General features: G+C 58.0%; 23 protein-coding genes and 1 other RNA gene. 8 read left to right on the top strand and 16 right to left on the bottom strand.

The window, feature by feature from the left end; genetic code table 11:
• Positions 1-7: 7 nt before the first annotated feature.
• From mraZ to rsmI, 3 genes are all read right to left on the bottom strand, one after another.
• Entirely contained in the window at positions 8-451 is a 444-nt protein-coding gene (gene mraZ / locus BM155_RS01165; protein ID WP_067152253.1) for a division/cell wall cluster transcriptional repressor MraZ, read from the bottom strand.
• A 532-nt stretch (positions 452-983) separates the two neighbouring features.
• Positions 984-1361, bottom strand: an RNA gene (rnpB, locus tag BM155_RS01160) — RNase P RNA component class A.
• Positions 1362-1428: 67 nt separating this feature from the next.
• Positions 1429-2280, bottom strand: coding sequence for a 16S rRNA (cytidine(1402)-2'-O)-methyltransferase (rsmI, locus tag BM155_RS01155; protein ID WP_067152251.1), 852 nt, complete (start codon positions 2278-2280; stop codon positions 1429-1431).
• Between the two features lie 48 nt (positions 2281-2328).
• Between rsmI and BM155_RS01150 the strand changes: the two genes are divergently transcribed.
• From BM155_RS01150 to BM155_RS01135, 4 genes are read left to right on the top strand one after another with little or no spacing between them, the layout of a single operon-like run.
• A complete protein-coding gene (locus BM155_RS01150; protein ID WP_067157498.1) occupies positions 2329-4251 on the top strand; it encodes a penicillin-binding protein activator in 1923 nt (640 codons plus the stop codon).
• Positions 4238-4588: a YraN family protein gene (locus BM155_RS01145; protein WP_231902471.1), complete on the top strand. Its 351-nt coding sequence runs from the start codon at positions 4238-4240 to the stop codon at positions 4586-4588. The genes BM155_RS01150 and BM155_RS01145 overlap by 14 nt, the downstream gene beginning before the upstream one ends.
• A 60-nt stretch (positions 4589-4648) precedes the next feature.
• Complete coding sequence (locus BM155_RS01140; protein WP_067152247.1) at positions 4649-5239, top strand: SIS domain-containing protein; 591 nt, start codon at positions 4649-4651, stop codon at positions 5237-5239.
• Positions 5240-5243: 4 nt separating this feature from the next.
• Positions 5244-5837 (top strand): BON domain-containing protein, encoded by a 594-nt coding sequence (locus tag BM155_RS01135; RefSeq protein ID WP_254773077.1) that lies wholly within the window; start codon positions 5244-5246, stop codon positions 5835-5837.
• Between the two features lie 472 nt (positions 5838-6309).
• Here the strand turns inward: BM155_RS01135 and BM155_RS01130 are convergent, their stop codons facing one another.
• Entirely contained in the window at positions 6310-7500 is a 1191-nt protein-coding gene (locus BM155_RS01130) for an acetyl-CoA C-acyltransferase (RefSeq protein WP_074900914.1), read from the bottom strand.
• 210 nt (positions 7501-7710) lie between these two features.
• Here BM155_RS01130 and BM155_RS01125 point away from each other — a divergent pair, with 210 nt between their 5' ends.
• Positions 7711-8307: a LemA family protein gene (locus BM155_RS01125; RefSeq protein ID WP_074900610.1), complete on the top strand. Its 597-nt coding sequence runs from the start codon at positions 7711-7713 to the stop codon at positions 8305-8307.
• A gap of 3 nt (positions 8308-8310) precedes the next feature.
• Positions 8311-10269, top strand: a complete 1959-nt coding sequence (locus tag BM155_RS01120) for a M48 family metallopeptidase (protein ID WP_074900607.1) — start codon at positions 8311-8313, stop codon at positions 10267-10269.
• Between the two features lie 395 nt (positions 10270-10664).
• Here BM155_RS01120 and BM155_RS01115 read toward each other — a convergent pair whose 3' ends face one another.
• The 9 genes from BM155_RS01115 to zapE all read right to left on the bottom strand — a co-directional run bounded on the left by BM155_RS01115 (position 10665) and on the right by zapE (position 19295).
• Complete coding sequence (locus tag BM155_RS01115; protein ID WP_067152242.1) at positions 10665-11279, bottom strand: Yip1 family protein; 615 nt, start codon at positions 11277-11279, stop codon at positions 10665-10667.
• A gap of 113 nt (positions 11280-11392) precedes the next feature.
• Positions 11393-12586, bottom strand: a complete 1194-nt coding sequence (locus BM155_RS01110) for a GGDEF domain-containing protein (RefSeq protein WP_083421041.1) — start codon at positions 12584-12586, stop codon at positions 11393-11395.
• Positions 12587-12893: 307 nt separating this feature from the next.
• Positions 12894-13289, bottom strand: coding sequence for a ClpXP protease specificity-enhancing factor (locus BM155_RS01105; protein ID WP_067152238.1), 396 nt, complete (start codon positions 13287-13289; stop codon positions 12894-12896).
• Positions 13290-13329: 40 nt separating this feature from the next.
• Positions 13330-13956: a glutathione S-transferase N-terminal domain-containing protein gene (locus BM155_RS01100; protein WP_067152236.1), complete on the bottom strand. Its 627-nt coding sequence runs from the start codon at positions 13954-13956 to the stop codon at positions 13330-13332.
• 112 nt (positions 13957-14068) lie between these two features.
• Entirely contained in the window at positions 14069-16270 is a 2202-nt protein-coding gene (locus BM155_RS01095) for a ubiquinol-cytochrome c reductase (protein WP_074900600.1), read from the bottom strand.
• A complete protein-coding gene (gene petA, locus BM155_RS01090) occupies positions 16267-16863 on the bottom strand; it encodes a ubiquinol-cytochrome c reductase iron-sulfur subunit (RefSeq protein WP_067152232.1) in 597 nt (198 codons plus the stop codon). The genes BM155_RS01095 and petA overlap by 4 nt, the downstream gene beginning before the upstream one ends.
• Before the next feature lie 296 nt (positions 16864-17159).
• Entirely contained in the window at positions 17160-17552 is a 393-nt protein-coding gene (gene rpsI, locus BM155_RS01085) for a 30S ribosomal protein S9 (protein WP_067152230.1), read from the bottom strand.
• A 14-nt stretch (positions 17553-17566) separates the two neighbouring features.
• The gene (gene rplM / locus BM155_RS01080) at positions 17567-17995 is read right to left on the bottom strand and encodes a 50S ribosomal protein L13 (RefSeq protein WP_067152228.1); all 429 of its coding nucleotides are present in this window, start codon (positions 17993-17995) and stop codon (positions 17567-17569) included.
• A gap of 169 nt (positions 17996-18164) precedes the next feature.
• Positions 18165-19295, bottom strand: a complete 1131-nt coding sequence (gene zapE, locus BM155_RS01075) for a cell division protein ZapE (RefSeq protein ID WP_074900597.1) — start codon at positions 19293-19295, stop codon at positions 18165-18167.
• A gap of 181 nt (positions 19296-19476) precedes the next feature.
• Here zapE and BM155_RS01070 point away from each other — a divergent pair, with 181 nt between their 5' ends.
• Positions 19477-19938: a Z-ring associated ZapG family protein gene (locus BM155_RS01070; protein WP_067152224.1), complete on the top strand. Its 462-nt coding sequence runs from the start codon at positions 19477-19479 to the stop codon at positions 19936-19938.
• Between the two features lie 111 nt (positions 19939-20049).
• Here the strand turns inward: BM155_RS01070 and sat are convergent, their stop codons facing one another.
• Positions 20050-21240, bottom strand: a complete 1191-nt coding sequence (sat, locus tag BM155_RS01065) for a sulfate adenylyltransferase (protein ID WP_197463056.1) — start codon at positions 21238-21240, stop codon at positions 20050-20052.
• Positions 21241-21371: 131 nt separating this feature from the next.
• On the opposite strand from sat, the gene BM155_RS01060 reads away from it, so the two are divergent.
• The gene (locus BM155_RS01060; RefSeq protein ID WP_067152222.1) at positions 21372-22520 is read left to right on the top strand and encodes a S1C family serine protease; all 1149 of its coding nucleotides are present in this window, start codon (positions 21372-21374) and stop codon (positions 22518-22520) included.
• A gap of 124 nt (positions 22521-22644) precedes the next feature.
• Here the strand turns inward: BM155_RS01060 and BM155_RS01055 are convergent, their stop codons facing one another.
• Positions 22645-23727 carry a hypothetical protein gene (locus BM155_RS01055; RefSeq protein WP_139223109.1) on the bottom strand — a complete coding sequence of 361 codons (1083 nt, stop codon included), beginning with the start codon at positions 23725-23727 and terminating at the stop codon, positions 22645-22647.
• Between the two features lie 186 nt (positions 23728-23913).
• The gene (gene hisD / locus BM155_RS01050; protein WP_074900590.1) at positions 23914-25221 is read right to left on the bottom strand and encodes a histidinol dehydrogenase; all 1308 of its coding nucleotides are present in this window, start codon (positions 25219-25221) and stop codon (positions 23914-23916) included.
• Positions 25222-25237: the final 16 nt, after the last annotated feature.

The raw sequence follows: 25237 nt of genomic DNA, 5'->3' as shown, positions 1-25237 counted from the left end.
GTTCTCCTTATAAAGAGAGGGACGCCATCTCCTCCGGCATCTCCCCCTCACCCTCACTGTCGTCGAGCCAGGCCATCCAGCGGTCCTCGCTCCACAATTCCAATTTCTTGCCTTGCCCCACCAGCATCAGCTTCTTTTCCAACCCCGCGTATTCCCGCAGTGTCGGCGGAATCAATACGCGGCCATTGCCATCCACTTGCAGCTCGCAGGCATAGCCAATCAACAGCCGCTGGGCACGCCGTGCCACCTTGTTAAAACTGGACAAGGCTTCAATTTTCGGAAGAATTTCCCGCCATTGAGGCTCCGGGTAAACCAGCAGACAGCGCTCCTCGGTATGAGCTGTCACCACGAGCCGCCCGCCACACTCTTCCAGCAGCGTGTCGCGAACGCGCGCCGGAATGGCCAGACGCCCCTTGGCGTCCATATTGATTGCGTGGCTGCCTAAATACACTTTTTATCGGTGTGCGTTTTTTCTCGTGTGCGCTATCCGCCCCGGACGCGACCTAGTTGCCGGGAATGCTAGCGGAGAAAATTTGAGCAATTCTCATTCGAGCAGTGTAAATACCCACTCACAGCCACGAATAAACCACTTAATTCCACAAATTTCCACTTTTCTCCACCACCGACACTATAAATCTGGTCGGGTTAAAGTCAAGGAAATCGGCGGCAAAGTGCCGCGAAAACCCAGCAATCTCGGGGGCTGCAGAGAAAAAAGGGGAGAAAATGGGCTTCAGGCGACACTGCAATTGCAAAATGGAGCAAGCACTTACTTTTTTAAGTTAAGGAAACACTTTAACTTGCACACAACCCCGGCAATAAACACACCCGCTGCACTAGCCGCACTCGCGGCCGGCAATCGCAATGGACACAAATCAGGGAGAGGAAACGAGCGCCACCGGGCCCCAAGTGCGCACTCAGGCGCGGATACGCCATTAGATCTTCAATCAACAGGAAAAACCCGGCTGGGCGCCGGGTTCTAAAAGCGGATGAGCTGGCCTGTAAGCCGGGTTCTGTCGAGCGGATCACCGCTCGCGACAATCATTCATCTGGGATGCCTGTCACCAGACACCTCAAGCGACCTACCCGCCCTCAGTGCGGGTCACACCTATAGAGGGCCTATTTGGTCTTGCTCCGGACGGGGTTTACCATCGCCGCAGACTGTTACCAGCTGCGCGGTGCGCTCTTACCGCACCGTTTCACCCTTACCTGTGCCCGCGAACCGGGGTCCGGGGCCATCGGCGGTCTACTCTCTGCTGCACTTTCCGTAGGCTCGCGCCCCCCAGGCGTTACCTGGCGTCCCACCCTGTGGAGCCCGGACTTTCCTCCACCGTCGAAACGGCAGCGATTGCCCGGCCAGCTCACGGCGAAGGTTAGTGGTGGAAGACGGGAAATGCAAGGCACAAACACAGGGCAACCGACGGCACGCAGTCACTCGCCCTTGCTCGCCAGACTCCATTTATATAACACCTTCTTATTTATTCCGGTGATCTCAGCGGCCAGCGCTGCAGCCTTCTTGGGAGGTAGCTCCCCCAACAATAGCTTCATTACCCGCTCAGCCTCTGCATCCACCTCTTCGTCACCTCGACGGCGCTCGGCACCACGCACCAACAATACGATTTCACCACGCTGTTGATTGCTGTCGTCCCCCACCCAGGCCGCCAGCTCGCTCAGGGGGGCGGAATGGAAGGTCTCGAACGCTTTGGTCAACTCACGGGCGATCACCGCTTCCCGATCGCCCCCAAACACCGCCACCATCGTTTCCAGCGTCTCCACCACCCGGTGCGGAGCCTCGTAAAAGACCATTGTGCGGCTCTCCGACGCCAGAGTATGTAAAGCTTTTTGGCGCGCCACCGGTTTGGCGGGGAGGAACCCTTCGAAGCTGAAACGGTCGCTGGGCAAGCCCGCGGCGCTGAGCGCGGCGATCAGCGCACAGGGTCCGGGAATAGGCACCACGCGAATGCCCCGGCGGCGAGCTTCGCGCACCAGCCTGTATCCGGGATCCGAAATCAGAGGCGTACCCGCATCTGAGATTAGCGCAACCGTCTGACCGCTCTCCAGCCGCTGCAGTATCTGCTCCGTCCGCTTTTCATCCGAGTGGTCGTGATACGCTATCAGCGGAGTATCGATAGCGAAGTGAGAAAAAAGCCTCTGACTGTGACGTGTGTCCTCCGCCGCTACTAGGTCGGCGCATTGTAGAACTTCAACAGCTCGCGGTACCATATCGGACAAATTACCAATAGGCGTAGCGACGATATAAAGCAGCGCCTGATCCGGCCCCATAGACAATCCCATTGTTTGAGTAAAAGTTACATTTTGCTGGAGAAGAATATGTCCGCGCCCGGCGCATCCTCCCTTGTCAGCAGGTTAGCCGCCCGATTTGCCGCTGGTGCTCTAACCGTGGCCTTGGCCGCTTGTCAAACGCCGGCTACCAGACCCGACGCGCAGCTGCCGGTGGATAACACGAGTGCCGCGAGCCGCAGTGCCGCGATACAGTTGCTGCACAGCGCCGAATCACTACCCGCACCAGAGCGGGACAAACAGCGCCTGCAGGCGGCGGCCATTCTATACGAACTGGGAGATAAGGCGTCCGCAAAGCAGGCGGTTGCGAAAGTAGCCCCGGAACAGCTGGACGACCTGAGTTACGCCCGCTATGCCCGGGTGTACGGTGGCCTGCTCTCCGAGGAAGACGAATTTTTTCGCGCCCTCGACCTGACCACCGCCCCGCGCCTCGATGCCATATTGTCGCAGTTACCCGCGGACACCGCACTGCCGCTGCGCGACCTGCGCGCTGATCTCTGGGGATTGCTGGGCGACCTAGACAGCGCCATCGCCGAGCGCCGTCAAATCGCGGAACTGGCGCGCACCGACGACGCCATCGCGGACAATAACAACGGCTTCTGGCAGCTTCTCACCCAACTCCCATCCCGTGAGCTGCAACTGCGCGCCGACGAAAGCAGCGACCCGCAGATGCGCGGATGGTATCAACTCGCCCTGCTGGGACGCGACACCCAGACCGATATCAGCTCACAATTGTCCGCCCTGACACGCTGGCGCCAGCAGTGGCCGCACCATAGCGCCAACACCCATCCGCCCCAGGCGCTGCAGCTTCTGGAGCAGCTGGCGACTCAGCGCGCCGACCACATAGCCCTGCTGCTACCTCTGTCCGGCCCACTGGGCGGCGCAGGCCGGGCCATTCGCGACGGTTTTATGGCCGCCTACTACACGGCCCTGAACGCAGGTGCCCCGACGCCAGCGGTGCAAGTGTACGACACCGGCGGTGACCGGCCGTTTGAAGAGATCTACCAGTCCGCCGTCGACGCTGGCGCCCAGGCCATCGTGGGTCCACTGGACAAGCGCAGAGTATCCAACTTGCTCGCCACCGAAAAACTGCCGGTGCCCACCCTGGCATTGAACTACGGTGACGAAGGCCGCCTGACCGGCGACCTGGTGCAGTTCGGACTGGCCATCGAGGACGAAGCGCGCCAAGTGGCCCGGCACGCCTATCTGCAGGGACACCGCCAGGCGATGATCCTCGCCACCGACTCCGGCTGGGGCCAGCGCGGAACCAAGGCCTTCCAAGAGGAGTGGCAGCGGCTGGGCGGCACAGTAACTGTCAGCCGCAGCTTCAATGACAACAGCAACTTTTCCCGCTTGGTGAGCGATGCCCTGCTGATCTCAGACAGTAAGGCCCGCGAGGCAAGCCTGCGGCGGAAACTGGCCGCCCCCTTGGCATTTACACCGCGACGCCGCGGCGATGTGGATATGATCTTCCTGCTGGCGCAGCCCCAGCAGGCGCGCCAGATTAACCCGATGCTGGCCTTTTTCTATGCCGGCGACCTGCCTGTCTACGCCACATCACAGGTATTTGGGGGACGTGTTGACCCACAGCGCGACAGAGACATCAACGGCATCCGCTTCACCGCACTGCCCTGGCTGTTCGAGGATGACAATCTCACCAAACGCAATATCGAAGCACAGGCAGCCCCGGCCCCGGCTTTCGCGCGACTGTATGCCCTGGGGGCGGACGCTTTCCGCCTTTTCCCACGCATTCCCATGCTGCGCCGCTTCCCGGAACAGCGGGTACACGGTCTGACCGGAGCGCTCAGCCTCACTGCCGACGGACGCATCGTGCGCGAACAAATATGGGCGCGTATCAAGAAAGGGGCGCCAGTGCCAATCACCACAACGGAGGAGGTAGCCCCACAGCCAGTGGAAAACATGGAGCTTACGGGAAACAGTGAAGCCTTCTGAAGGCATTGGCCCCCGAATGGAAACGGTGGCGGCGCGCTACCTGCAAGCCGCCGGCCTGAGGCTCGTGACTCGCAACTACCACGGCCGCTACGGTGAAATCGACCTGATCGCAAAGGACGGCAACACACTGGTATTTGTTGAGGTGCGCTACCGTCGCAGTAGCCGATTCGGCTCGGCGGGCGCCAGTGTCGATCTGCGCAAGCAGAAGAAGCTCGTAGCCACCGCACAAACCTATTTACAGCAAAACAAACTGGACTGCCCCTGCCGCTTCGATGTCATTGCGATTGAAGGCGATACCCAGGATATTCACTGGATAAAAGGCGCCTTCGGGGCATAACCCATATCTGAATTATGGAATCAATAGGGTGAACCACGCGTTCTCCCGTCAAAGGTAATTATGGAACAGCGAGTTGTAACCCTATTCCACCGCAGTCTGGAAGCCACAATGAACGCGGGCGAGGTGCTGGCGCCACTGGTGGCCGAAGCGAGCGAAATGGTGGTGCACACCCTGCTGGCGGAAAACAAGCTTCTCCTGTGCGGCAACGGTGTCAGCGGCGCACTGGCGCAAAGCTTTTGCGCCCAATTATTGGGAGGCTTCCAGCGCGAGCGCCCCGGCCTGCCGGCAATCGCCTTAAATGGCGACGCCGTGTCCATGGGCACTGTCTCGCGCAATCACGGCCGCGCGGAAATCTTCGCCCGGCCGGTGCGCGCCCTGGGCCAGCCGGGTGACCTGCTGGTAATCCTGAGTAGCGACGGCCGCGACTCCAACCTAATTCAGGCCATGCGCGCGGCGCGCGACCGGGATATGGGTATACTGGCGCTGACCGGTGGTGACGGCGGCGACTGCGCTGCACTGCTGGACACACACGATATTGAACTGCGCGTACCTTCAGAGGTCGCAGCAGAGGTACACCAAGTACACCTGCTTACGATTTTCTGTCTGTGCGACCTGATCGACAGCAGTCTTTTCGGTGGTTACGAGGACTGAAACCGTGAAAAAAAAATTAAAGTTTCAAAAGAAACGCTTTTTTATCGCCCTGATCGCGAGTGCCATTTTGAGTGCCGGCTGCAGTACTGTGCTGGAAGCCACGCACGACGGTCCTATCCAGCAGGACCCAGGCAAACGCTCACTGGGCACCTTTATCGATGACCAAAAAATCGAAACCATAACCACTGTCAATATCAACAAGGCGCACCCGGATCTCAAGGCAGCCAATATCAATGTCAACGCCTTCAACGGCGTAGTGCTGCTCACAGGCCAGGTTCCAAACAACGAACTGCGCCTGCTGGCCGGCCGCACCGCCCAACAGGTGCAGAATGTCCGCCAGGTGTATAACGAAATCCAAGTGCGTGGCAATGCTTCCCTCCTGGCGGCCTCCAGCGACACCTGGCTGACCACCAAGGTGAAAAGTAATCTCCTTGCCAACAAGGAAATCGACAGCGGCCGTATTAAAGTGGTAACGGAAAATGGCGTCGTCTATCTGATGGGGCTGCTGACCCGCGCCGAGGCGGAAAAAGCGGCGGATGTGACCCGCAGTATCGGAGGTGTGCAAAAGGTGGTTAAGGCGGTGGAATATATCGACTAAGGAACTTTGCCCCTATTCTCCTGAGCGCCCTGGATTCTCCAGGGCGCTTGAAGCATAAAAGAGCACAGGAGAAAGTCCCTGCGTCCCTGCTGACAGCACTTTGAAAATTGATAGGGAACCTCTGATTAATTCGCGTGAACGCTTTGGTTAGTTCCGTGGCGCTCAGGCAATAGGATGGCCATTTCGAAAACGCACGAGTACTTCCCTGTAGCTCCGACGGATACATCCCTGTATCCGACGGTTTCGAAATGGCCATCCTATCACCTGAGCTTCTCATCTAGCTCCAAAGAATTCTTACCGTCAGGAAGCGAATTAATCAGAGGTTCCATAGTTTCGAAGCCGCTAGCCAGTCGATAATCCGCTGAGCTTATTGCCCCGCTGCGATATCTGTTTAACGTCAGGGAGCGAAAAAATTCAGGGGTTCTGAGCGGGCTGCTGCAACGCTTTCCCAGCAGCCCGCCCCTCGGTCACGTCAGGCCCGCTCAATCGCGACCGCAGTCGCCTCACCGCCACCGATGCACAGGCTGGCAACTCCTCGCCTCACATCGCGCTTTTCCATCGCCGCCAAAAGAGTGACCAGTATACGAGCACCACTGGCGCCCAGCGGGTGGCCCAGTGCGCAGGCACCACCGTTGACGTTGACTTTGTCGTGCGGCAGGTTCAACTCACGCATCGCTGCCATGGCCACCACAGCGAAGGCCTCGTTGATCTCGAACAAGTCCACTTCATCCACACTCCAGCCCGTGCGCTCCAACAGCTTCTGCATGGCCCCCACAGGGGCAGTGGTAAACCACTCCGGCTGGTGCGCGAACTGGGCCTGGCCGCGCAATACTGCCAGCACCTTCAGGCCGCGCCGCTCGGCCTCGCTCCGGCGCATCAGCACCAGGGCCGCGGCGCCATCGGAGATAGAGCTGGCATTGGCGGCGGTGATAGTGCCGTCCTTGCGGAATGCGGGTTTCAGCTGAGGGATTTTGTCCGGACGCGCATTGCCCGGCCCTTCGTCCACGCGAACCTGTACATCACCGCGGCGAGTGGAAATAGTCACCGGCGCTATTTCGCGTTCAAAGGCACCGCTCTCTATGGCCTTTTGCGCCCGGGCCAGGGATTCCAGCGCAAAGGCATCCTGCTCCTCGCGGGTGAACCCATACTTGTCCGCGGTATTCTCGGCGAAGTTACCCATCAACTTGCCATCGTAGGCATTCTCCAGACCATCCAGGAACATATGGTCTTTTACCTCACCGTGGCCCAGTCGCATGCCACCACGGGCCTTTGGCAAAAGGTAGGGAGCGTTGGTCATGCTCTCCATGCCGCCAGCGACAATCACCCTACCCTCGCCCAGCAACAAGGCATCCCGGGCCATCATCACGGTTTTCATGCCCGAACCGCACACCTTGTTGACAGTAGTACAGGGGGTGCCTTCGGGAACTCCCGCACGGATAGATGCCTGACGCGCGGGAGCCTGCCCCACACCGGCGGGCAAAACGCAACCCATCAGCACTTCATCGACGTCCGCCGGCGCCACACCCGCATCCTCGAGCGCCGCGCGGATGGCCACAGAGCCCAACTCCGGCGCGCTGACCTCTGACAGTCCTCCCTGCATGGCGCCCATCGGCGTCCGCGCCATTCCGACTATGACTACCGGATCTGAAGTTACATCGCTCATACTGGCTGCTCCCAAATCTGTGCCGCCGCCGCTCTTATCGGACACCGGCGATTGTTATATTGCGGCGGCATTATAACCGATGCGCCCGCATCCGACGCCATCCACCCTTGGCATGAGACAGCGCGCAAGAACCCGCCGCACGACGCATTTACTCCACGTCCGCCGTGTTACTATCGACGCCAACAACTTACAACAACAGTGAGAAGTCATATGGAAATCTCAACTATCGTCTGGCTGGTGATCATCGCCGCACTTTTGTTCTACGTTATCGGTATCTACAACAAGTTGGTATCACTAAAAAACCGTTACGAAAACGCTTTTGCGCAGATCGAGGTACAGCTAAAACGCCGTTACGACCTTATCCCCAACCTGGTGGAAACCGCCAAAGGCTATTTGAAACACGAGCGGGAGACACTGCAGGCAGTGATCGAAGCCCGCAATACTGCCCTGGCAGGCCTCAAGGCAGCCGCCGCCAACCCCGGCAGCGCCAATGTTATCGCCGATCTGGGACAAGCCGAGGGCGCACTGGCCAATGCGCTGGGACGCCTGAATGTAGTGATGGAGGCCTACCCAGAACTCAAGGCCAACCAAAATATGATGCAGCTCACCGAAGAGCTCACCAGTACTGAAAACAAAGTCTCCTTCGCCCGCCAGGCCTTCAATGACGCGGTAACCGCTTACAACATCTACAAACAGAGCTTCCCGCCGGTCTTCTTCGCCGGTTTCTTTGGTCACCGGGAAGACGGCAAGCTGCTGGAGTTCGCTGATTCAGACACCATACAAGCGGCACCGCGGATCGAGTTCTAACCCATGAATTTCTTCGAGTACCAGGACAGGGCCAAACGCAACACCGGTCTGCTGGTGGGGCTCTTCACTCTGGCCGTACTGCTTTTGATCGGGATCACCACTCTACTCGCCGCCGCGCTGGTAGCCTACTCGCAGGGCCTAGACTTCTCCCCGGCGCAAATCGGTCAGCTGCTGGGCTGGGACACTGTCGTCACCATCGCGCTTTCCATCGCCGCGGTGATCGGCCTGGGCAGCCTTTACAAATTGCGTCAGTTAGCGGCGGGCGGTCGCGCGGTGGCGGAGTCTTTGGGTGGACGCAAGATCAACATCGCCCCCCATGGCGACGCGGAAAAGCGCGCGCTCAACGTCGTCGAGGAGATGGCTATCGCCTCCGGTACACCTGTCCCCGACGTGTATCTGATCGAAGACGATGCCATCAACGCCTTTGCCGCCGGCTACAAACCCAGCGATGCGGTGATTGGCCTGACCCGCGGCTGCATCGAAAAGCTCAACCGCGACGAGCTCGCGGGCGTGGTGGCACATGAGTTCAGCCATATTTTCAACGGCGACATGCGTCTCAATATTCGCATTGTCGGTCTTCTGCACGGCATACTGATTATCGGGATGCTCGGCTACTGGCTGCTGCGCGGTTCGCACTTCAGCTCCAGCCGGGATAATCGCGGCCGCACAGCGCTGTTCGGCATCGGCGCCGGACTGATGGTGATCGGCTACACCGGTACCTTCTTCGGCAACCTAATCAAGTCCGCCGTCAGCCGCCAACGGGAATTCCTCGCCGACGCTTCGGCAGTGCAATACACGCGCAACAACCGGGGTATCGCCGGTGCGCTAAAGAAAATCGGCGGCTACAGCGCCGGTTCGGAACTGGCATCGAGCAATGCGGCGGAATTCAGCCACATGTACTTCGCCAGCGGCCTGAAAAAATCCTTCGCCAATCTCTTTGCAACCCATCCGCCGCTGGCGGAACGCATCGCGAGGCTGGACCCGCAATGGAACGGGCACTTTCCGAATGTGGACAAAGAGTCCCTGGGATTTTCCGTGACAGAGCAGCAAAATGCCCAGGTTATGGGTATTGCCCCGGTGGCATCCGCGAGCAGCAGTGCATCCCTCCAGCAGGTGATCGACGCGGTCGACAACAGCATTTGCAGCCCTAGCGATCAACAGGTGGCGTACGGCAGACAGCTTCTGCAGGCGGTGCCGGAGGCCGTCAAGCAGGCCGCTCACGACCCTTTCGCCGCGCGCGCGCTGGTCTATCACCTGATGATGCACGGCGATCAGCAGCACAGAAAGCAACAACACCAGCTGCTGCAAAAGATTGCCCATCCGGCGGTGATGCGGGAGCTGCAAAGATTGGGGCCGCAGCTGCGGGACTTGGCCGCTGGCACGCGTTTGGTGCTGCTAGATCTGTGTGTACCTGCGCTGAAGGCGCTGGCTCCCCAGCAATACCAAGTTTTCAAGCGCAATCTGATCAAGCTATTGCGCAGTGACGGGGTGGTGGAGCTCTGGGAGTGGGCCCTGTACCGGGTGCTGATGCACGCACTGGAAGGCAGCCCGGATCGCCAGCGCTTATCGCCAAAAGGTGGGGCTGAAAAGGACGCTGCGCGCTTTATACTGGCCGCAGTGGCCCATGCCGGTAACCCGGATTATCTCTCCGCCAAGCGAGCCTACGAGACAGGCCTCAACGCCATGCAATTGAATATCACACCGCTGCCCACCTCGGCGGACATCACTCTGCCGCGCCTGGATAAAGCTGTCGCCATCGCCGCCCTTATGCCTCCGCTCAAGAAGCCGGTACTGCTCAAAGCAATCGCGACCACTATGGTTCACGATGGAATAGTGGCGGCCGAGGAAATCGAACTGCTGCGTGCCGTGGCCGACAGCCTGGATTGTCCCATGCCCCCCATTGCACCGACAACTGCAACTACCGCTGCAGCCGGGACCACAGCCGTTACAGAGCGCACTTAACCCCCCAAGCACGGCCTTTGCGGACTGTGTTGCTACAACTAAGGAACCTCTGATTAATTCATTTCCTGGTGGCAGAGGTTCTTCGGGGGCGGATGTGAAGCTCAGGTAATAGGACGGCTATTTCGAAACCGTCGGATACAAGGCGGTATCCGGCGGAGCTACAGGGAAGTACTCGTGCGTTTTCGAAATATCTGCGCTATTGCCTGAGCGCCCCGAAACCTACCATTGTGTTCACGCGAATTAGAGGTTTCCTAACCCAGTCCGTTTCCGCAGGAAGAACCCAGGGAACCTCTGATTAAGTTGCGTACTGACGGTCAAGCTACTTTGAGACCAGATGAAAAGCGCAGGTGATGGGGCGACACCCAGAAACCCAGCTTGATCGCATCGGAGGTGCCCTAATGCTGATATACGGGTCCGATCCCAATACTCCAGAGAATCACCGAGCCGATCATCACCGTCACCATCATGACGAGCGCCACTGTCACCACAGCACACGCATAAAGAAAGGCACGCTCCTTGTTCATATTCATCAGGATCGGGATACCTTCAAACAGCAGATAGATGGAATAGGTTCCAGCTAACCCAAAAACAATCACCGTCAGCCACAAGTGCGGGTAAATCAGCACAAAGCTGGCTAGGAATATAGGCGTGGTCACGAAGACCGCCAGAGCCGTGCCTTCGTAGTGGCGCCGGGGTTCATCACCCTCTACACCGTAGGACTTGGCCATCCAGTTAATGAACTCTCCCAACAGGTAAACGCCGAGCACAATGGCGAAATAGGTCACCACTGCCAATAAAGCAGCGCTTTGCGATGTCAGCTTCGTGAGATGGCCACCCAGCTCAAAGCCGACATAGGTCACACCGATATATCCGGCGATGGTCGGTATCAGTGCCAAAATGGGCACATGACTGAAAAACACCTGCGCAAAGGAAAGGTGGTCGGCGCGAATGGCTTTCCACTCTTTGTCGGGATGGGTGAATATTCCAATGGTATGGCTGAGTAATCGCACGCGCTTTCTCCCTCTCATCTTTCACTGCCTGTTTAGCAGTATCGGGAGCCGGCGTGGAATTAACCAATCCAAACCAGGAATGAAGCGCCATTTTTATAGGAGGATGATTTATATCAGGCCTGCGTGCAGACTCTGTTGCGCCCACCGCGCTTCGCTCTGTAGAGGGCCCGATCCGCGGCCTCCAACACTGCTTCCGGCGACCGGTGATTACCGCCACTGCCAGCTAGGCCGACACTGACAGTTGTCTTGATCGCCCGACCACCGCCCTGCCCCCGCCGGCGGCGAGCCTTGGCGTTGTCGGTGGGATCGCGCATGGCCGAACGCAGCTTCAAGGGATAACCGGCGATTTTCTCACGCATACGCTCAAGTGCATTCAGCGCTTTTTCTCTATCGCGCCCACGAAAAACCACCACAAATTCCTCACCCCCGTAACGAAATGCACGCCCACCGCCATAACGAGCAATTTTGCCCGCCACCATGCGCAGTACCTGATCGCCGACGCGGTGGCCGTGCCGATCGTTGAGCTTCTTGAAATGGTCGATATCAATCACCGCGATCATGTAATGGCGCCCCAGTGTCAGCAGATACCGGTTGTATGCGCGCCGCGACGGAATACCCGTCAACTCATCGCGAAATGCCAGTTCGTAGGCACTGTGCAAAACAAGGAAGGTCAGCAGCAAACTACTAATGGACGCAGCTAGGTGAAACTGTCCCGGCGGCAAAGCCGGGTCCCGAACCAAATACAACAGCAAAGTACAAGCGAGCAATCCGAAGCCGGTAGCTTCAGGCCTCACACTGACCTTCACGAGTAAAAGCAGAATCGCACAGACAAACACCTGTGCCGCCAGGTCAAACTGGATTCCACCGCCATAAGGCAGCGTCAGGGGCATGAGCCAACTAAAGGAGTTCGGCCAACTCTGTAGCAAGTAGAGTCCCACCCCCTGCCCGAGGGCCGCGAACAGTAGCAACAGGCCAAATCCGCTGAGTGGATTCCTGTCACTGGTATAGGCAACTAAAGCTATATTCAGCGACACCAATGCCAGGCTCAGGGAAAATAGGCTTTCCTGCCGCAACCAGGGCACAGCATCCAAGGCCAAATAGAAGGCGAGAATCAGTGTGGCGGCATACGCCAGTCGACTGGACTTGAAAAAAACCGCCAGTGCCAGCGCGACGCCAAGGAGTACCGGTGAAAGCTTCACAGGTGCTGGGAACGGGAAGTCCAACCACGCATAACGCTGTAGCACAAAAGCAGTCAACAAGAGAAGCGGCAGCCAGCCGTGGCGCAACCACTGCATGAATAGAGACATAGGCGGCAAAACGTGACGTTTGCCCCGGATTATATCGCTCAGTAAAGCGCGCCGGAGGGCGTGGATCTCAGTTAGGGAAACTCACCTGAATTCGCTCGCCCCGGGGAGATACGATGCCCCGCACACAACACTCAACCCATAGCGTGGATAGCTTGAAACCGTCGAATGCCAAGCCGGAGATTTCAGGAGCCCATTCGAGTCTCTTCCACATGCCCACATCCTTTACCCCTACACACAGGTGTCAGGGGCCAGCACAGGCACGCCAATCAGCCACCTACGCGCCGACGATGGCAATTGCCACCGCCGACTACTTGACCACTCGCAGGGCGGGTTTGCGCGCGGACTTGCGCCCCAGACTGGTGGGCGGCGTGGGCTCCGGCGGTTCCGGCGTCTCCTCAGCCTCGAATACCATTCCCTGGCCGTTTTCACGCGCGTAGATACCCACCACCGCACCCACCGGTACCTGGATATCGGTGGGCACGCCGCCGAAGCGGGCGTTGAAGCGGATAGCGTAATTATCCATCGTGAGGCCGACCACCGCGGACTCGGAGATATTCAACACGATTTGCCCGTCCTCGTTGACATGCTGCTGAGGAACCAGCACTCCGGGCAGATGAGTGTCGACGAGAATATAGGGAGTGCACCGGTTATCGGTTATCCACTCGTAGAAAGCCCGCAGAATATACGGGCGGTTGGATGTCATCGCCGGCTTGCTCAAAACACTCTCCCTTTATACCGTCCTCTCAACGCATTTCCCGCTCATACTCGGTCAGACTCTGTTGGAAAGACTCGCGGGTAAAGAGCCGATCCATATATTCCAACAAAGGCTTGGCCTGTTTTGTCTTCGGCAGGCTGATTTCAAATTGCTCCAAGCGCCAAAGCAGAGGAGCCATGCAACAGTCCACCAGAGAAAACTCTTCATTGAAGAAGTACGGCAAATCCGTAAACAGGGGCGCGATACCCACCAAACTGTCACGCAAATCCTTGCGCGCGGCGGCTGCTTCTTTACCACCAGCAAGAATTTTGTCGACCAGAGGGCACCAGTCGCGCTCGATGCGGTACATGATCTGACGACTCTGGGCCCGTGCCACTGGGTAAACCGGCAATAGTGGCGGATGCGGGAAACGCTCATCCAGGTATTCCATCATCACCTTGGTTTCGAACAGAACCAAGTCGCGGTCCACCAGAGTGGGCAGGGAGTTATACGGATTGAGATCAGCCAGTTCCGCCGGCTTATCATCCGGGTCTACATCAATGATATCGACGGAAACCCCTTTCTCAGCGAGCACGATACGCACGCGGTGACTGAAATGACTGCGACCATCGGAAAAGAAGGTCATTGAGGAGCGCTTGTTGGTCGGCACACCCATCTTCTAACTACCTCGAACTATTCAGCCGGCTGCGGCGCCGGCCCTCTGTCAATAAACGCAAAAGGGTGGCAGAGCAGCTCTACCACCCAGAGATTCAGAAAAGGCGCGCAGCTTAGTGGTGCACGTCTTTCCAGTATTCGCGGTTCAACAGCCAGGCGAAAATGAAGAACACGAGGATAAACGCCAGCACGTAAAAGCCAACGCGTTTGCGTTCTTCCGCCATGGGCTCGGCGATATATTCCAGGAAGTTCACCAAGTCGTACATTGCCTGGTCGAATTCCTCTTCGTTCATCGAGCCCTTGATATTGCCGACTTTCAGGCTGCCGCACTCCGCATCCATAATCGGATTGCCGAGCTCATCCCGCACAACACGGCCGTGTTCGCGCTTCGGACCGGCAGCACACTCGGGCAGGCCCTGCAGTTCCATTAGAACATGGGGCATACCCACGTTCGGGAAAACCTTGTTATTCACACCGGTAGGACGGCTGTCATCCTTGTAGAAACTGCGCAGGTAAGTGTAGAGCCATTCCGGCGAACGAGCGCGGGCCACCAAAGTCAGATCCGGCGGCGTGGCGCCAAACCATACTTTTGAGTCCTCGGGGCGCATGGAAATCTGCATAAGATCACCGATCTTCGCATCTCCCAGCACCAGGTTCTGCATCATCAAGTCATTGGGAATATCCAAATCGTTGGCCACGCGCTCCCAGCGGGAGAAGTTGGCGCTGTGACACCCCATGCAGTAGTTGACGAAATACTTCGCCCCCCGCTGCAGGGACGGCTTGTTAGTCAAGTCAATGTTGATATGGTCGAGCTCAACATCGCTCTCAGCGCCCACTGCCTTGATCGGGATAAAGGCCAGCAGCGCAACCACGATCAGGCCAAAGAAGAGTACGGCAAAGGTCTTCTCGCCGGACGGGCTGGTAACCCGCTCAGGCGTTGGGTACACATCATCGTGGGAGGCCACCCAGGGCAACGCGGCGAAAAAGGCCCCCAACAGCAGGGCGACAACACCGACGAAGACACTGGCAGAGAAGTTGGTGACAGCCATCCACAGGAAGAGCAGGCCGAAAATTCCGCTCACAATCCAGGAGGCAATACCTTTGCGCGCCTTCGGATTACTCCAGATGGGCATGGTCACAAAGAAAGCGAAATAGAACAGGGTTCCCACCTGGGCCAGGAAGTTGCGGCCCGGGGTTGGAGACTGCACGCCCAGGTAACCGAGGATAATGAACACCGCGGCGAAGACCAGCAACAGCGCTTTCGGCAACCAGCCTTTGTAGCGAATGGAGCGTACCGGGCTCTTGTCCAGCCAGGGCAGTACAAAAAGTATCGCGATAGCGGCGCCCATGGCCACCAGGCCGAGGAACTTCGCGGTCAGCGGACCTATGTCGATCGTCACCGCGCGCAGAATCGCGTAGAAGGGCGTAAAGTACCAAACCGGTGCGATATGCGGCGGTGTCTTCAGTGGGTTAGCTTCCTCAAAGTTGGCGTGCTCCAGGAAGAAGCCGCCCATTTCCGGGAAGAAAAACACCACAGTGCAGAAAATAAACAGGAATACCGCTATCCCCACCAGATCGTGCACAGTGTAGTACGGGTGGAAGGGCACGCCATCCTTGGGGATGCCGTTTTCGTCTTTGTTCTTCTTGATTTCGATACCGTCAGGGTTGTTGGAGCCCACTTCGTGCAACGCCAGGATGTGCAGCACCACCAGCAGCACCAGCACCAGCGGCAGTGCAATTACGTGCAGGGAGAAGAAGCGCGTGAGAGTGATACCGGAAATCAGGTAGTCACCGCGAATCCACTGCACAAGATCCTCACCGATAACCGGTATTGCACCGAACAGGGATACGATTACCTGAGCCCCCCAATAGGACATCTGCCCCCAGGGCAGTACATAACCCATAAAGGCTTCGGCCATCAGCACCAGATAGATGCACATGCCGAAAATCCATACCAGTTCCCGCGGCGGCTTATAAGAACCGTACATGAGACCGCGGAACATGTGCAGGTAGACAACAACGAAGAAAGCCGATGCGCCGGTGGAGTGCATATAGCGGATCAACCAGCCCCATTCGACGTCGCGCATAATGTACTCGACTGAGGCGAAGGCGCCCTCAGCCGAAGGAGTGAAACTCATTACCAGCCAAATACCAGTCAACAGCTGATTGACCAGCACCAGCAGTGAAAATACACCGAAGAAATACCAGACATTGAAGTTCTTGGGCGCGTAGTACTTGCCCATATGCCGATCCCAGGCATCGTAGATCGGCAGGCGTTGATCGATCCAATCGCCCAGAGCGGTTAGCCAGTTCATGCAGTGCCCTCCTGATCCACGCCGATTACGATGATGTCGTCACCCTCATAGGAATAAGGCGGCACATCCAGATTGGTGGGTGCGGGCACCCCCTTGTAAACACGGCCGGCCATATCGTACTTGGAACCGTGACAGGGGCAGAAGAAGCCGCCCATCCACTCGGCACCACCGAGATCGGTGGCACCTACTTCAGGGCGGTACATGGGCGCGCATCCCAGGTGGGTACAAAGCCCGACCAACACCAACAGCTGCGGTTTGATCGCGCGATTTTCCGGATTGACATAGGCGGGCTGGACGGACTCTTCGGAGTTGGGGTCGCGCAACAGGGGCTCGACTTTCTCCAGGTTCTGCAGAGCCTCTTCGGTACGGCGCACCACATAGACCGGCTTGCCGCGCCACTCCACCGTAACCATCTGGCCCGGCTCAAGCTTGCTGATATTGTATTTGACCGGCGCACCTGCGGCCTTGGCCTTGGCGCTCGGATTCCAGGATTTCACGAACGGAACGGCTATACCGACCGCTCCGGCCGCGCCAACTGCCGAGGTCATCCCGGTCAGAAAACGCCGCCGCCCTACGTTTACACCGTCAGTCATGACGTATTTCTCCCATCTCAGCCCGATACACTGGGCTGACCCAACCCAAAAAAATCCTGCATACGGTTATGCCCCGGCCTCGCCGGTGCAAAATTAACCCTATAAATCAAGCGGATACAAATTTGCGCAATGTTAAAGAAAATGCCAATTTGATACAAGGCAAAGACAAAGGGGGAACATCTTTAATCCCGCAGCGAACTGGCGAGAAAACAAGCAGAAATAACAAGAAATCCCCACCCGGAAGGGGGACCCGAAGACACAAAAAAGCCCGGCGTTCGCCGGGCCTGAAAGAAAGCTTAACGCTTGGAGTATTGCGGTCTCTTGCGCGCCTTGCGCAGACCCACTTTCTTGCGCTCCACAGCGCGGGCATCGCGGGTGACATAGCCCGCTGAGCGCAGCGGCTGGCGCAGCCCTTCATCATACTGGATCAGGGCTCGGGTCAGGCCGTGGCGGATAGCACCCGCCTGACCGAAAGATCCACCACCCTTCACGGTGACATTGATATCAAATTTGTCAGTCATTTCGACCACTTCGAGCGGCTGACGCACGATCATGCGCGCCACCTCACGGCCAAAATATTCATCCAGGGAGCGGCCGTTGATGGTGATCTTGCCTTCACCCTGCGCAATAAAGACGCGGGCAGTGGAGGTCTTGCGGCGGCCGGTACCGTAGTATTGAGTAGTTGCCATAAGAGTATTCCCGTTTAGATCGCCAGTTCAATCGGCTGCTGCGCCGCGTGAGGATGTTCGCTACCGCTGTACACCTTCAGCTTCTTGAACATGGCGCGACCCAACGGACCCTTCGGCAGCATGCCTTTGACGGCATTCTGGATGGTGCGCTCGGGCGCCTTCTCGATCAGCTTCTCGAAGCTGATGGATTTGAGACCACCGGGATAGCCGGAATGGCTGTGGTAGATCTTGTCTTTGGCCTTGTTGCCGGTCACGCGGACCTTCTCGGCATTGATCACGATAATGTAATCACCGGTGTCCACGTGGGGCGTGTATTCAGGCTTGTGCTTGCCGCGCAGACGGTGAGCGATCTCGGCAGAAATACGGCCGAGCGTCTTACCCGCAGCGTCGACAATGTACCAGTCGCGTTTTACCGCTTCCGGTTTGGCACTGTAAGTCTTCATGTTATAAACACCTGTAATATGACCCCGGAATGGGGCCGTCCCACGAAAGAGCGCGGATAGTACATAAGGAGTGTTCGCTTTTCAAGCGAATTTGAACGCTTTCCTCCCCGCCTCCACACCCCGCCCCCAGAAGCCACCGAGGCCTGTCCGGTCAGGCGCAATCCCCCCTTCAGCCGGGGCGGTGCGGCCGGGCCAGATACTCATGGGACTGCATTTCGAGCAACCGGCTGACTGTGCGCTCGAACTCAAATCGCAAGTGTTTGCCACCGTACAGCTGCTCGGCCGGCACTTCGGCGGAAATCACCAGCTTGACGCTGCGATCGTAGAACTCGTCCACCATATTAATAAACCGCCGCGCCTGCGCTTCCATACGCTCGTCAAAGCGCGGTACCCCAGCCAGCAGCACGGTATGGAATTCCCGCGCCAGCTCTATGTAGTCATTCTGTGAGCGCGGGCCGTCACAGAGCGCAGCAAAATCGAACCAGGCCACATCGTCGGCCACTTTCAACGCGCGGATGGGGCGCCCCTCAATACTCAGATCCACCCTTTCCCGCACTTCACAACCCTCCACGCTTAAGCGCGCAAAGCTGCGGGCCAGACTGGCATCCGCCACTGCCCCCAGGGGTGAGTGATAGAGCTCCGCCATTTCCAGCGCGCGCAACCGGTAATCGACACCGCTGTCCACATTGACCACTTTGGTGTGCCGCTTCAGCAGAGCGATGGCGGGCAGGAAACGCGCTCGCTGCAGACCATCCTTATAGAGCCCCTCCGGCTCAATATTGGAGGTGGCCACCAAAGTCACTCCTCGCTGAAAGAGAGCGCCGAGAAGGTTGGCGAGTATCATCGCATCGGTAATATCGGAAACGAAAAACTCATCGAAGCACAAGACCTTTGCCCTGGCGGCGATGCGGTCCGCCACCCGCTCCAGTGGGTTCTTCGCCCCCGCTAGCGCCTTCAGCTCCCGGTGCACCTCACGCATAAAGCGGTGAAAATGAGTGCGCTGCTTGCGCTCGAAAGGCAACGACTCGAAAAATGCATCCATCAGGTAGGTTTTACCCCGCCCTACCCCGCCCCAGAAATAGAGGCCGCGCTCGGGCTCGGTTGCGCCTTGCCACAAACGCCGGACACGCCCGAACAGCCCGCCTCCGTTCCCCCTCTCCCGTTGCAACAGGCGCGTGTACAGATCTTGCAGCTCGCGTACCGCGCTTTCCTGCGCCGGATCGGCAATAAAATCCGGACGCTGCAGATCGCGCCGATAACGCTCAAGCGGTGAGAGTTGGGAACTGCTGACTAGGGACATAACTGGCGAGAAAATCAACTACCTTCTTACGAGGGGCGCACTCTATCAAATTCAACGACTGACCGACTAGCCGACGGCGCGGCACTATTCGCGTATACTCATAGCCCAGCGCCGGCCATCACCGCCGGCCACTCCGTCACGGACGACCGCTGCTGTCATTTATCTAGAGGAGGAAGCATTAGTGCACTCTACTTCGCTATTGATTCTGGTGGGTATCCTAGGCTTGGCACTGGGCGCCCTGCTCGCTTTCCTGGCTGTACGCAGCCGCGGCAACAGTACAGCCCGCACCCAGGAGCTGGAACTGCGCCTGCGGGAGGCCAACCAGAAGCTGGAGGATTTTCAGCTGCAGGTTAACGAGCACTTTGACCAAACTGCCCAGCTGGTCCACAACCTCACCGAAAGTTACCGGGAAGTGCACGAATATCTGGCCAACAGCGCCCTGCGCCTTTCCAGCCAGGACATCGGGCGCCAAATGCTGGAAGCGGGCAGCGGGAAACTGAGCGACAACGATGAGCACCTACAGGAAGTCGTCGCCCCGCCGCGGGACTGGGCACCGAAAGAACCCGGGGCCAAGGGCACCCTGGCAGAAGACTTCGGCCTGGAAAAAGAGCCCTTGAGCGGAGAAGGCACCGCGACACGCTAACCCCCCAATCCAGCCCAGGTGTCGCAGCACTTGGGCAACCATATCAGGGGCACCCCAAGCGATTGCAAACAAAAAAGGGCGGATAACACTCCGCCCTTTTTTGTTTATTACTTACAGGCTCTGATAGTAATCCATCAGAATCTGAGCCACTTCAGGGCGGGAGAATTCTGGCGGCGGAGCTATGCCATCTCCCAGCATCTCGCGCACCTTGGTTCCAGACAACAGAATAAAATCTTCCTTTGTGTGATCCGGGACATCGCGCATCATCACCACTTTATTCAGCTTTTTTGAGTAGGCCGTGTGGTCGGCGCGGAAAATCTCAATCTCCAGCGCGCCCTCCGGTACTTTCTCATCAAAAATGGTCTGCGCATCAAAAGCACCGTAGTAGTCGCCTACCCCGGCGTGGTCGCGACCGACGATCAAGTGGCTGCAACCACAGTTTTGGCGGAAGACTGCATGCAACACAGCCTCCCGCGGGCCGGCATAGAGCATATCGAAACCGTAGCCGGTCACCATCACGGTATTACTGGGAAAATAGAGCTCCACCATCTTCCGTATCGCGGCGTCGCGCACGGTTGCGGGAATGTCGCCCGGCTTCAGCTTGCCCAGCAACATATGAATGAGTACACCGTCGGCATCCACCGCTTCAAGAGCCATTTTGCACAGCTCCTCGTGGGCGCGGTGCATCGGATTGCGGGTCTGGAAGGCCACCACCTTGCTCCAGCCGCGCTCAGCAAATTCGTTGCGGATCTCCACCGCGGTGCGGAAGGTATCCGGGAAGTCACTTTGGAAGTAACTGAAGTTCAGCACCTCGATGGGACCGGAAATTAACTGGCGGCCGGCGGAGCGGAAAGTGGCCACACCCGGATGTTTTTCATCTAAGGTGCCAAACACCTGTTGCACCATGGTATCCATCTGCTCCTCGGACACCGTTTCTATTGCCTGGACGTCCATGATCGCCAAAACCGGATTGCCCTCGACATTGGGGTCGCGCAGCGCGATACGGGATGCCCCTTCGATGGCACTGGTGTCCTCAACCATATTGACGATCGGCACCGGCCAGAAAAGGCCGTCCACGGTACGCAGCGATTCGGCAACGCTCAGGGCGTCGGCCAGATTCATATAACCGTGCAGCGGATTGAAATAGCCGGCACCCAGCATTACCGCATTGGCCGCGGCAGCGGAGCTGACCACGATGGACGGAAGCGACTCCGCCTCATGGATCAGCTGGTGATGCCTTTCAGCGTCATACACAAACCGGGGCTGCAGCTCCATACTGCCGTGGGGTCGAACCAGGGACATAGCGATCTCCAAAAACTTGAAAAGCAGGCGGGTCACAAAATTTGGACCCGCCATTATACGGATCTGCGGGCGATGACCAACGGCTTCACCGCTGCACCCATGTATAATGGCCGCAAATCGAGGAGTCGAGAGTGTCCCTACAACGTTTTATTCAAGACTGGGCCGCGCCCACCGGCATTGGACTGGCAGTGGCGGCACTGCTGTTGTTCGTGTTCCCACAGCTGCGCAACGGGGCACCGTCTCCGCAAGCGGGAGAATGGCAGGGGCCGGTTTCCTACGCCAGCGCGGTGAGCCTCGCGGGACCGGCGGTGGTCAATATCTACACGCGCAAGGCCGTGCCCCAGCGACAGCATCCGCTTTTCAACGATCCCCTGTTTCAGCGCCTGTTCAACAGCATGAACCTCCCCCAGCGGGAGCGCATGCAGTCCAATCTGGGCTCCGGCGTCATTGTTAGCGATGACGGCTACATTCTCACCAATCACCATGTAGTGGATGAGGCGGATGCCATAGTGGTGTTACTGGCGGATGGCCGGGAAGCACAGGCCCAGCTGGTGGGTTCAGATGCGGATTTCGACCTGGCAGTACTAAAAATCGAGCTGCCCAGTCTCACGTCTATCGAAGTTGGAGAACCGGAAAAAGCCCAGGTGGGAGATGTGGTACTCGCCATCGGCAACCCGTTCGGTGTGGGACAGACCGTCACTCAAGGCATTATCAGCGCCACCGGCGAGCGCAACCTGAACCTGGCCGCCACCGGTGCCGGCGGCTACTTGCAGAATTTCCTGCAGACAGATGCAGCGGTAAACCCGGGCAATTCCGGCGGCGCCTTGGTGGACGCTCACGGCCGCCTATTGGGAATCAATACATCCATTCTCAATCAGTCCGGCTACTCCGGCGGCATCAGCTTTGCAATACCGGCCAATATCGCTTTCAAAGTGATGCAAGACATCATTGAGTACGGCCGGGTAGTGCCAGGCTGGCTGGGCATCGAGGCCCAGGCGGTGACTCCGCAACTGGCGCGCAATTACAATCTGGCTTCCACCAACGGCGTGCTGATCACGGCCATTTACAATCAGGGGCCCGCGCACCATGCGGGGCTTAAGCCCGGCGACGTAATCACCCATATCGACGGCCTCCCGATCAATGACGGCCGGCGCGGTGTTGCCACCATGGCCACTCTGCGCCCCGGCGATACCATATCTATCACCTTCATACGCGATGGCGTGGTCGATACTGTCGAAGCTACTGTCTCGGAAAGACCGAACACACAACGCCGCAGCTGAGCTCTGATGAATAGTGGCGTCGCCCCCAGAGGCTCGGGAAGCAGCTCGTTTCCCAGGGCGCTAGAAATAGCCGGGGGAGCGCCCAGGGGCAAAAACGGCGCACACGTGATGCACAGGCAACTCTTTAGAGCTGTGAAGGCTGGCCATCCCTCCACACCTTCCGCACACGCGCCATAAAGTGCGATTCATCGGGGACTTCGACGGACGCCAACAGTTCCCGCGCAAACAACTCAACATCCTTCTTATCACGCCCTTCCCCGCTAAAGGAGGCCGCCACCTTGACAAATTTGTCTTTTAACAAAAAGAGGTATGCATAGGTGTGATAGCGGGCCTCGTCCGCTACTACCGAGAAGCCACCGGACAATTCCAGCACGAGCACCTGCTGATCAGCACGGTGCCAATAGTTCCATACATCATCACCAAGGCTTAAATCCCTCCACTGCCCCTTTTTCTCCATGTATTCCATTTCCTTGCGCACGCGCAGCGATTCCCGCGCGAGCACGCTCTTCTCATCCACCCACTCCCAGCTGGGAACCGGATAGACGGAAACATCGACGAAATCAAACTGAAATTGCTTGTGCTCATAGCGAGCCTGGGCGCCGTATAAAGGGTGCCGAAACATTACTAAGGGGTTGGCGAGGTATTCCCCCACAGCCTCTGGCAGGTGCAATTCAGTTTCATAATTGCTTGCCTCCAGAGAGCGATACAGCACTCCCGGTGAGAGCGCCTCGTCTTTTTGAAAATCGGCAATCAACCGGGAAACCACTGCCCTGGCCTGATCCCTGTCCATGCTGCCGTGCTCGCTGAACAGATTGACGCTGGAGGTAAACGGAATTTCATATTGGTAGCGCCGGATCAAATGCCCGTGCCAAGTGAGCGCCGCGTCTATGTGAATTTCCCACGAAGTGTTTACCGGCGCCAGCATCAGCGTTGCGCCAGCCACTGCCGCCTGCCCCAATTCCACTGCGCTGGTCTTGTCATACATCGCTGACGATATCAACAATTGATAGGGCACCGCATCGTTGGCTAGGTGCACGGACTTAAACAGCCCGGATTGGCTCAGCTCTTGGTAGATTTGCGAGTAATCAATGGTATTGAAGCTGCATTGCTTCAACAGAGACTCTTTATTGACTGCTTCGCAACGCTGCCTGAAGTCACCATCGGGCACTTTTGAGAAAACGGCCAGGGGCGGAAACTTTGCATCCATTGTCTGCTGGTATTCCACCACGCTGAATTTATTGGTGGCTGCGCAGCCTCCCAAAAGAAAAAAGATGGCAGCCCAAATAGAAAGAACAACTATTTTTTTCATTTTTAAAGACCCAAAATACTCTGCATCACAGGCATCTTGGGGGATTGTACTCGCACTGCGGGCGGTTGCCACGCACTCGGGGTATCAATCCTTTACCCGATATTCCGCCGAACGCGCGTGCGCCTCCAGACCCTCGCCCCGCGCCAGCGTGCCGGCCACCCGGCCCAGGGTATCGGCGCCCTGCGGCGAACAAAAAATAACGGAGCTGCGCTTTTGGAAATCGTAAACACCCAGCGGAGAAGAAAAGCGCGCGGTGCCGCTGGTGGGCAACACGTGGTTGGGACCGGCGCAGTAGTCCCCCAGTGCCTCGGCAGTGTGGCGACCGAGAAAAATAGCGCCGGCATGACGGATTTGCGGCAGGTATTTTTCCGGGTCTTCCACGGATACCTCCAAGTGTTCCGGCGCTATGCGATTGGATACCGCAATAGCTTCCTCAACGGACGCCACTTGAATCAGCGCACCGCGATCCGCTAACGAGCGGGCGGCGATTTCCCGCCGAGGCAATTCCGCCAACTGCCTTTGCAGCGACACTTCCACCTTATCCAAAAAAGCCGCGTCCGGGCTCAGCAGTATCGACTGTGCCTGCTGATCGTGCTCCGCCTGGGACAACAAATCCATAGCAATCCAATCGGGATCTGTCTTGCCGTCACAGATAACCAGAATTTCCGAGGGGCCGGCGATCATATCGATAGCGACACGCCCAAACACGGCGCGCTTGGCAGCGGCAACGAAAATATTGCCGGGACCGACAATCTTATCCACCTTCTCTACGGTCTCTGTACCATAGGCCAGCGCTGCTACCGCCTGGGCACCGCCAATGGTGTAGAGGCGGTCCACCCCGGCGATGGCCGCAGCCGCCAGCACCAAGTCGTTCAACTGGTTATCCGGGGCAGGCACCACCATTGTCACGCAGTCGACACCAGCGACCTTGGCGGGAATGGCATTCATCAGTACCGAGGACGGGTAGCTGGCCTTGCCACCGGGCACATAGACACCGACCCGCTCCATGGGCGTTATCTGCTGACCCAGCACTGAGCCATCGGCCTCGGTATAACGCCAGGACACCTGCAATTGGCGCTGGTGGTAATCCCGTACCCGCTCGGCGGCTTGTTCCAGCGCCGCCCGCTCCGCGTGGGGGGTGCGCTCGAGGGCGGCGGCCATTGCCGACGCAGAGAGCTGAAACTCACCGGCACTAGTGAGCTGGCGGCGGTCAAAGCGATTGGTGTATTCAATCACCGCTGCGTCGCCACGGCTTCGCACCTGCTGCAGAATTTCCGCAACACTGCTCTCCACACTCTTATCGGCGACAGATTCCCACGCCAGCAGCTGGTCCAGCTGCGCATTAAAATCCGAGTCTGCGGCATTGAGACGGCGGATGCTGTCGATCGTCATGGCTGTATCTACGGGG

This window comes from Microbulbifer thermotolerans (assembly GCF_900112305.1).
Taxonomy (GTDB): Bacteria; Pseudomonadota; Gammaproteobacteria; order Pseudomonadales; family Cellvibrionaceae; genus Microbulbifer; species Microbulbifer thermotolerans.
The sequence above is the reverse complement of the archived record's forward strand: the minus strand, read 5'-3'. Positions and strand labels throughout refer to the sequence as shown.

Excerpts from the sequence above, each read along its gene's own strand:
- BM155_RS01120 (WP_074900607.1), top strand. The coding sequence starts at position 8,311 with ATGAATTTCTTCGAGTACCAGGACAGGGCCAAACGCAACACCGGTCTG.
- petA (WP_067152232.1), bottom strand. The coding sequence starts at position 16,863 with ATGACTGACGGTGTAAACGTAGGGCGGCGGCGTTTTCTGACCGGGATG.
- zapE (WP_074900597.1), bottom strand. The coding sequence starts at position 19,295 with ATGTCCCTAGTCAGCAGTTCCCAACTCTCACCGCTTGAGCGTTATCGG.
- BM155_RS01095 (WP_074900600.1), bottom strand. The coding sequence starts at position 16,270 with ATGAACTGGCTAACCGCTCTGGGCGATTGGATCGATCAACGCCTGCCG.
- BM155_RS01150 (WP_067157498.1), top strand. The coding sequence starts at position 2,329 with ATGTCCGCGCCCGGCGCATCCTCCCTTGTCAGCAGGTTAGCCGCCCGA.
- sat (WP_197463056.1), bottom strand. The coding sequence starts at position 21,240 with ATGTCCCTGGTTCGACCCCACGGCAGTATGGAGCTGCAGCCCCGGTTT.
- BM155_RS01100 (WP_067152236.1), bottom strand. The coding sequence starts at position 13,956 with ATGGGTGTGCCGACCAACAAGCGCTCCTCAATGACCTTCTTTTCCGAT.
- rplM (WP_067152228.1), bottom strand. The coding sequence starts at position 17,995 with ATGAAGACTTACAGTGCCAAACCGGAAGCGGTAAAACGCGACTGGTAC.
- BM155_RS01125 (WP_074900610.1), top strand. The coding sequence starts at position 7,711 with ATGGAAATCTCAACTATCGTCTGGCTGGTGATCATCGCCGCACTTTTG.
- BM155_RS01140 (WP_067152247.1), top strand. The coding sequence starts at position 4,649 with ATGGAACAGCGAGTTGTAACCCTATTCCACCGCAGTCTGGAAGCCACA.
- BM155_RS01055 (WP_139223109.1), bottom strand. The coding sequence starts at position 23,727 with ATGGATGCAAAGTTTCCGCCCCTGGCCGTTTTCTCAAAAGTGCCCGAT.
- hisD (WP_074900590.1), bottom strand. The coding sequence starts at position 25,221 with ATGACGATCGACAGCATCCGCCGTCTCAATGCCGCAGACTCGGATTTT.
- BM155_RS01130 (WP_074900914.1), bottom strand. The coding sequence starts at position 7,500 with ATGAGCGATGTAACTTCAGATCCGGTAGTCATAGTCGGAATGGCGCGG.
- rsmI (WP_067152251.1), bottom strand. The coding sequence starts at position 2,280 with ATGGGGCCGGATCAGGCGCTGCTTTATATCGTCGCTACGCCTATTGGT.
- rpsI (WP_067152230.1), bottom strand. The coding sequence starts at position 17,552 with ATGGCAACTACTCAATACTACGGTACCGGCCGCCGCAAGACCTCCACT.
- BM155_RS01110 (WP_083421041.1), bottom strand. The coding sequence starts at position 12,586 with ATGTCTCTATTCATGCAGTGGTTGCGCCACGGCTGGCTGCCGCTTCTC.
- BM155_RS01105 (WP_067152238.1), bottom strand. The coding sequence starts at position 13,289 with ATGACATCCAACCGCCCGTATATTCTGCGGGCTTTCTACGAGTGGATA.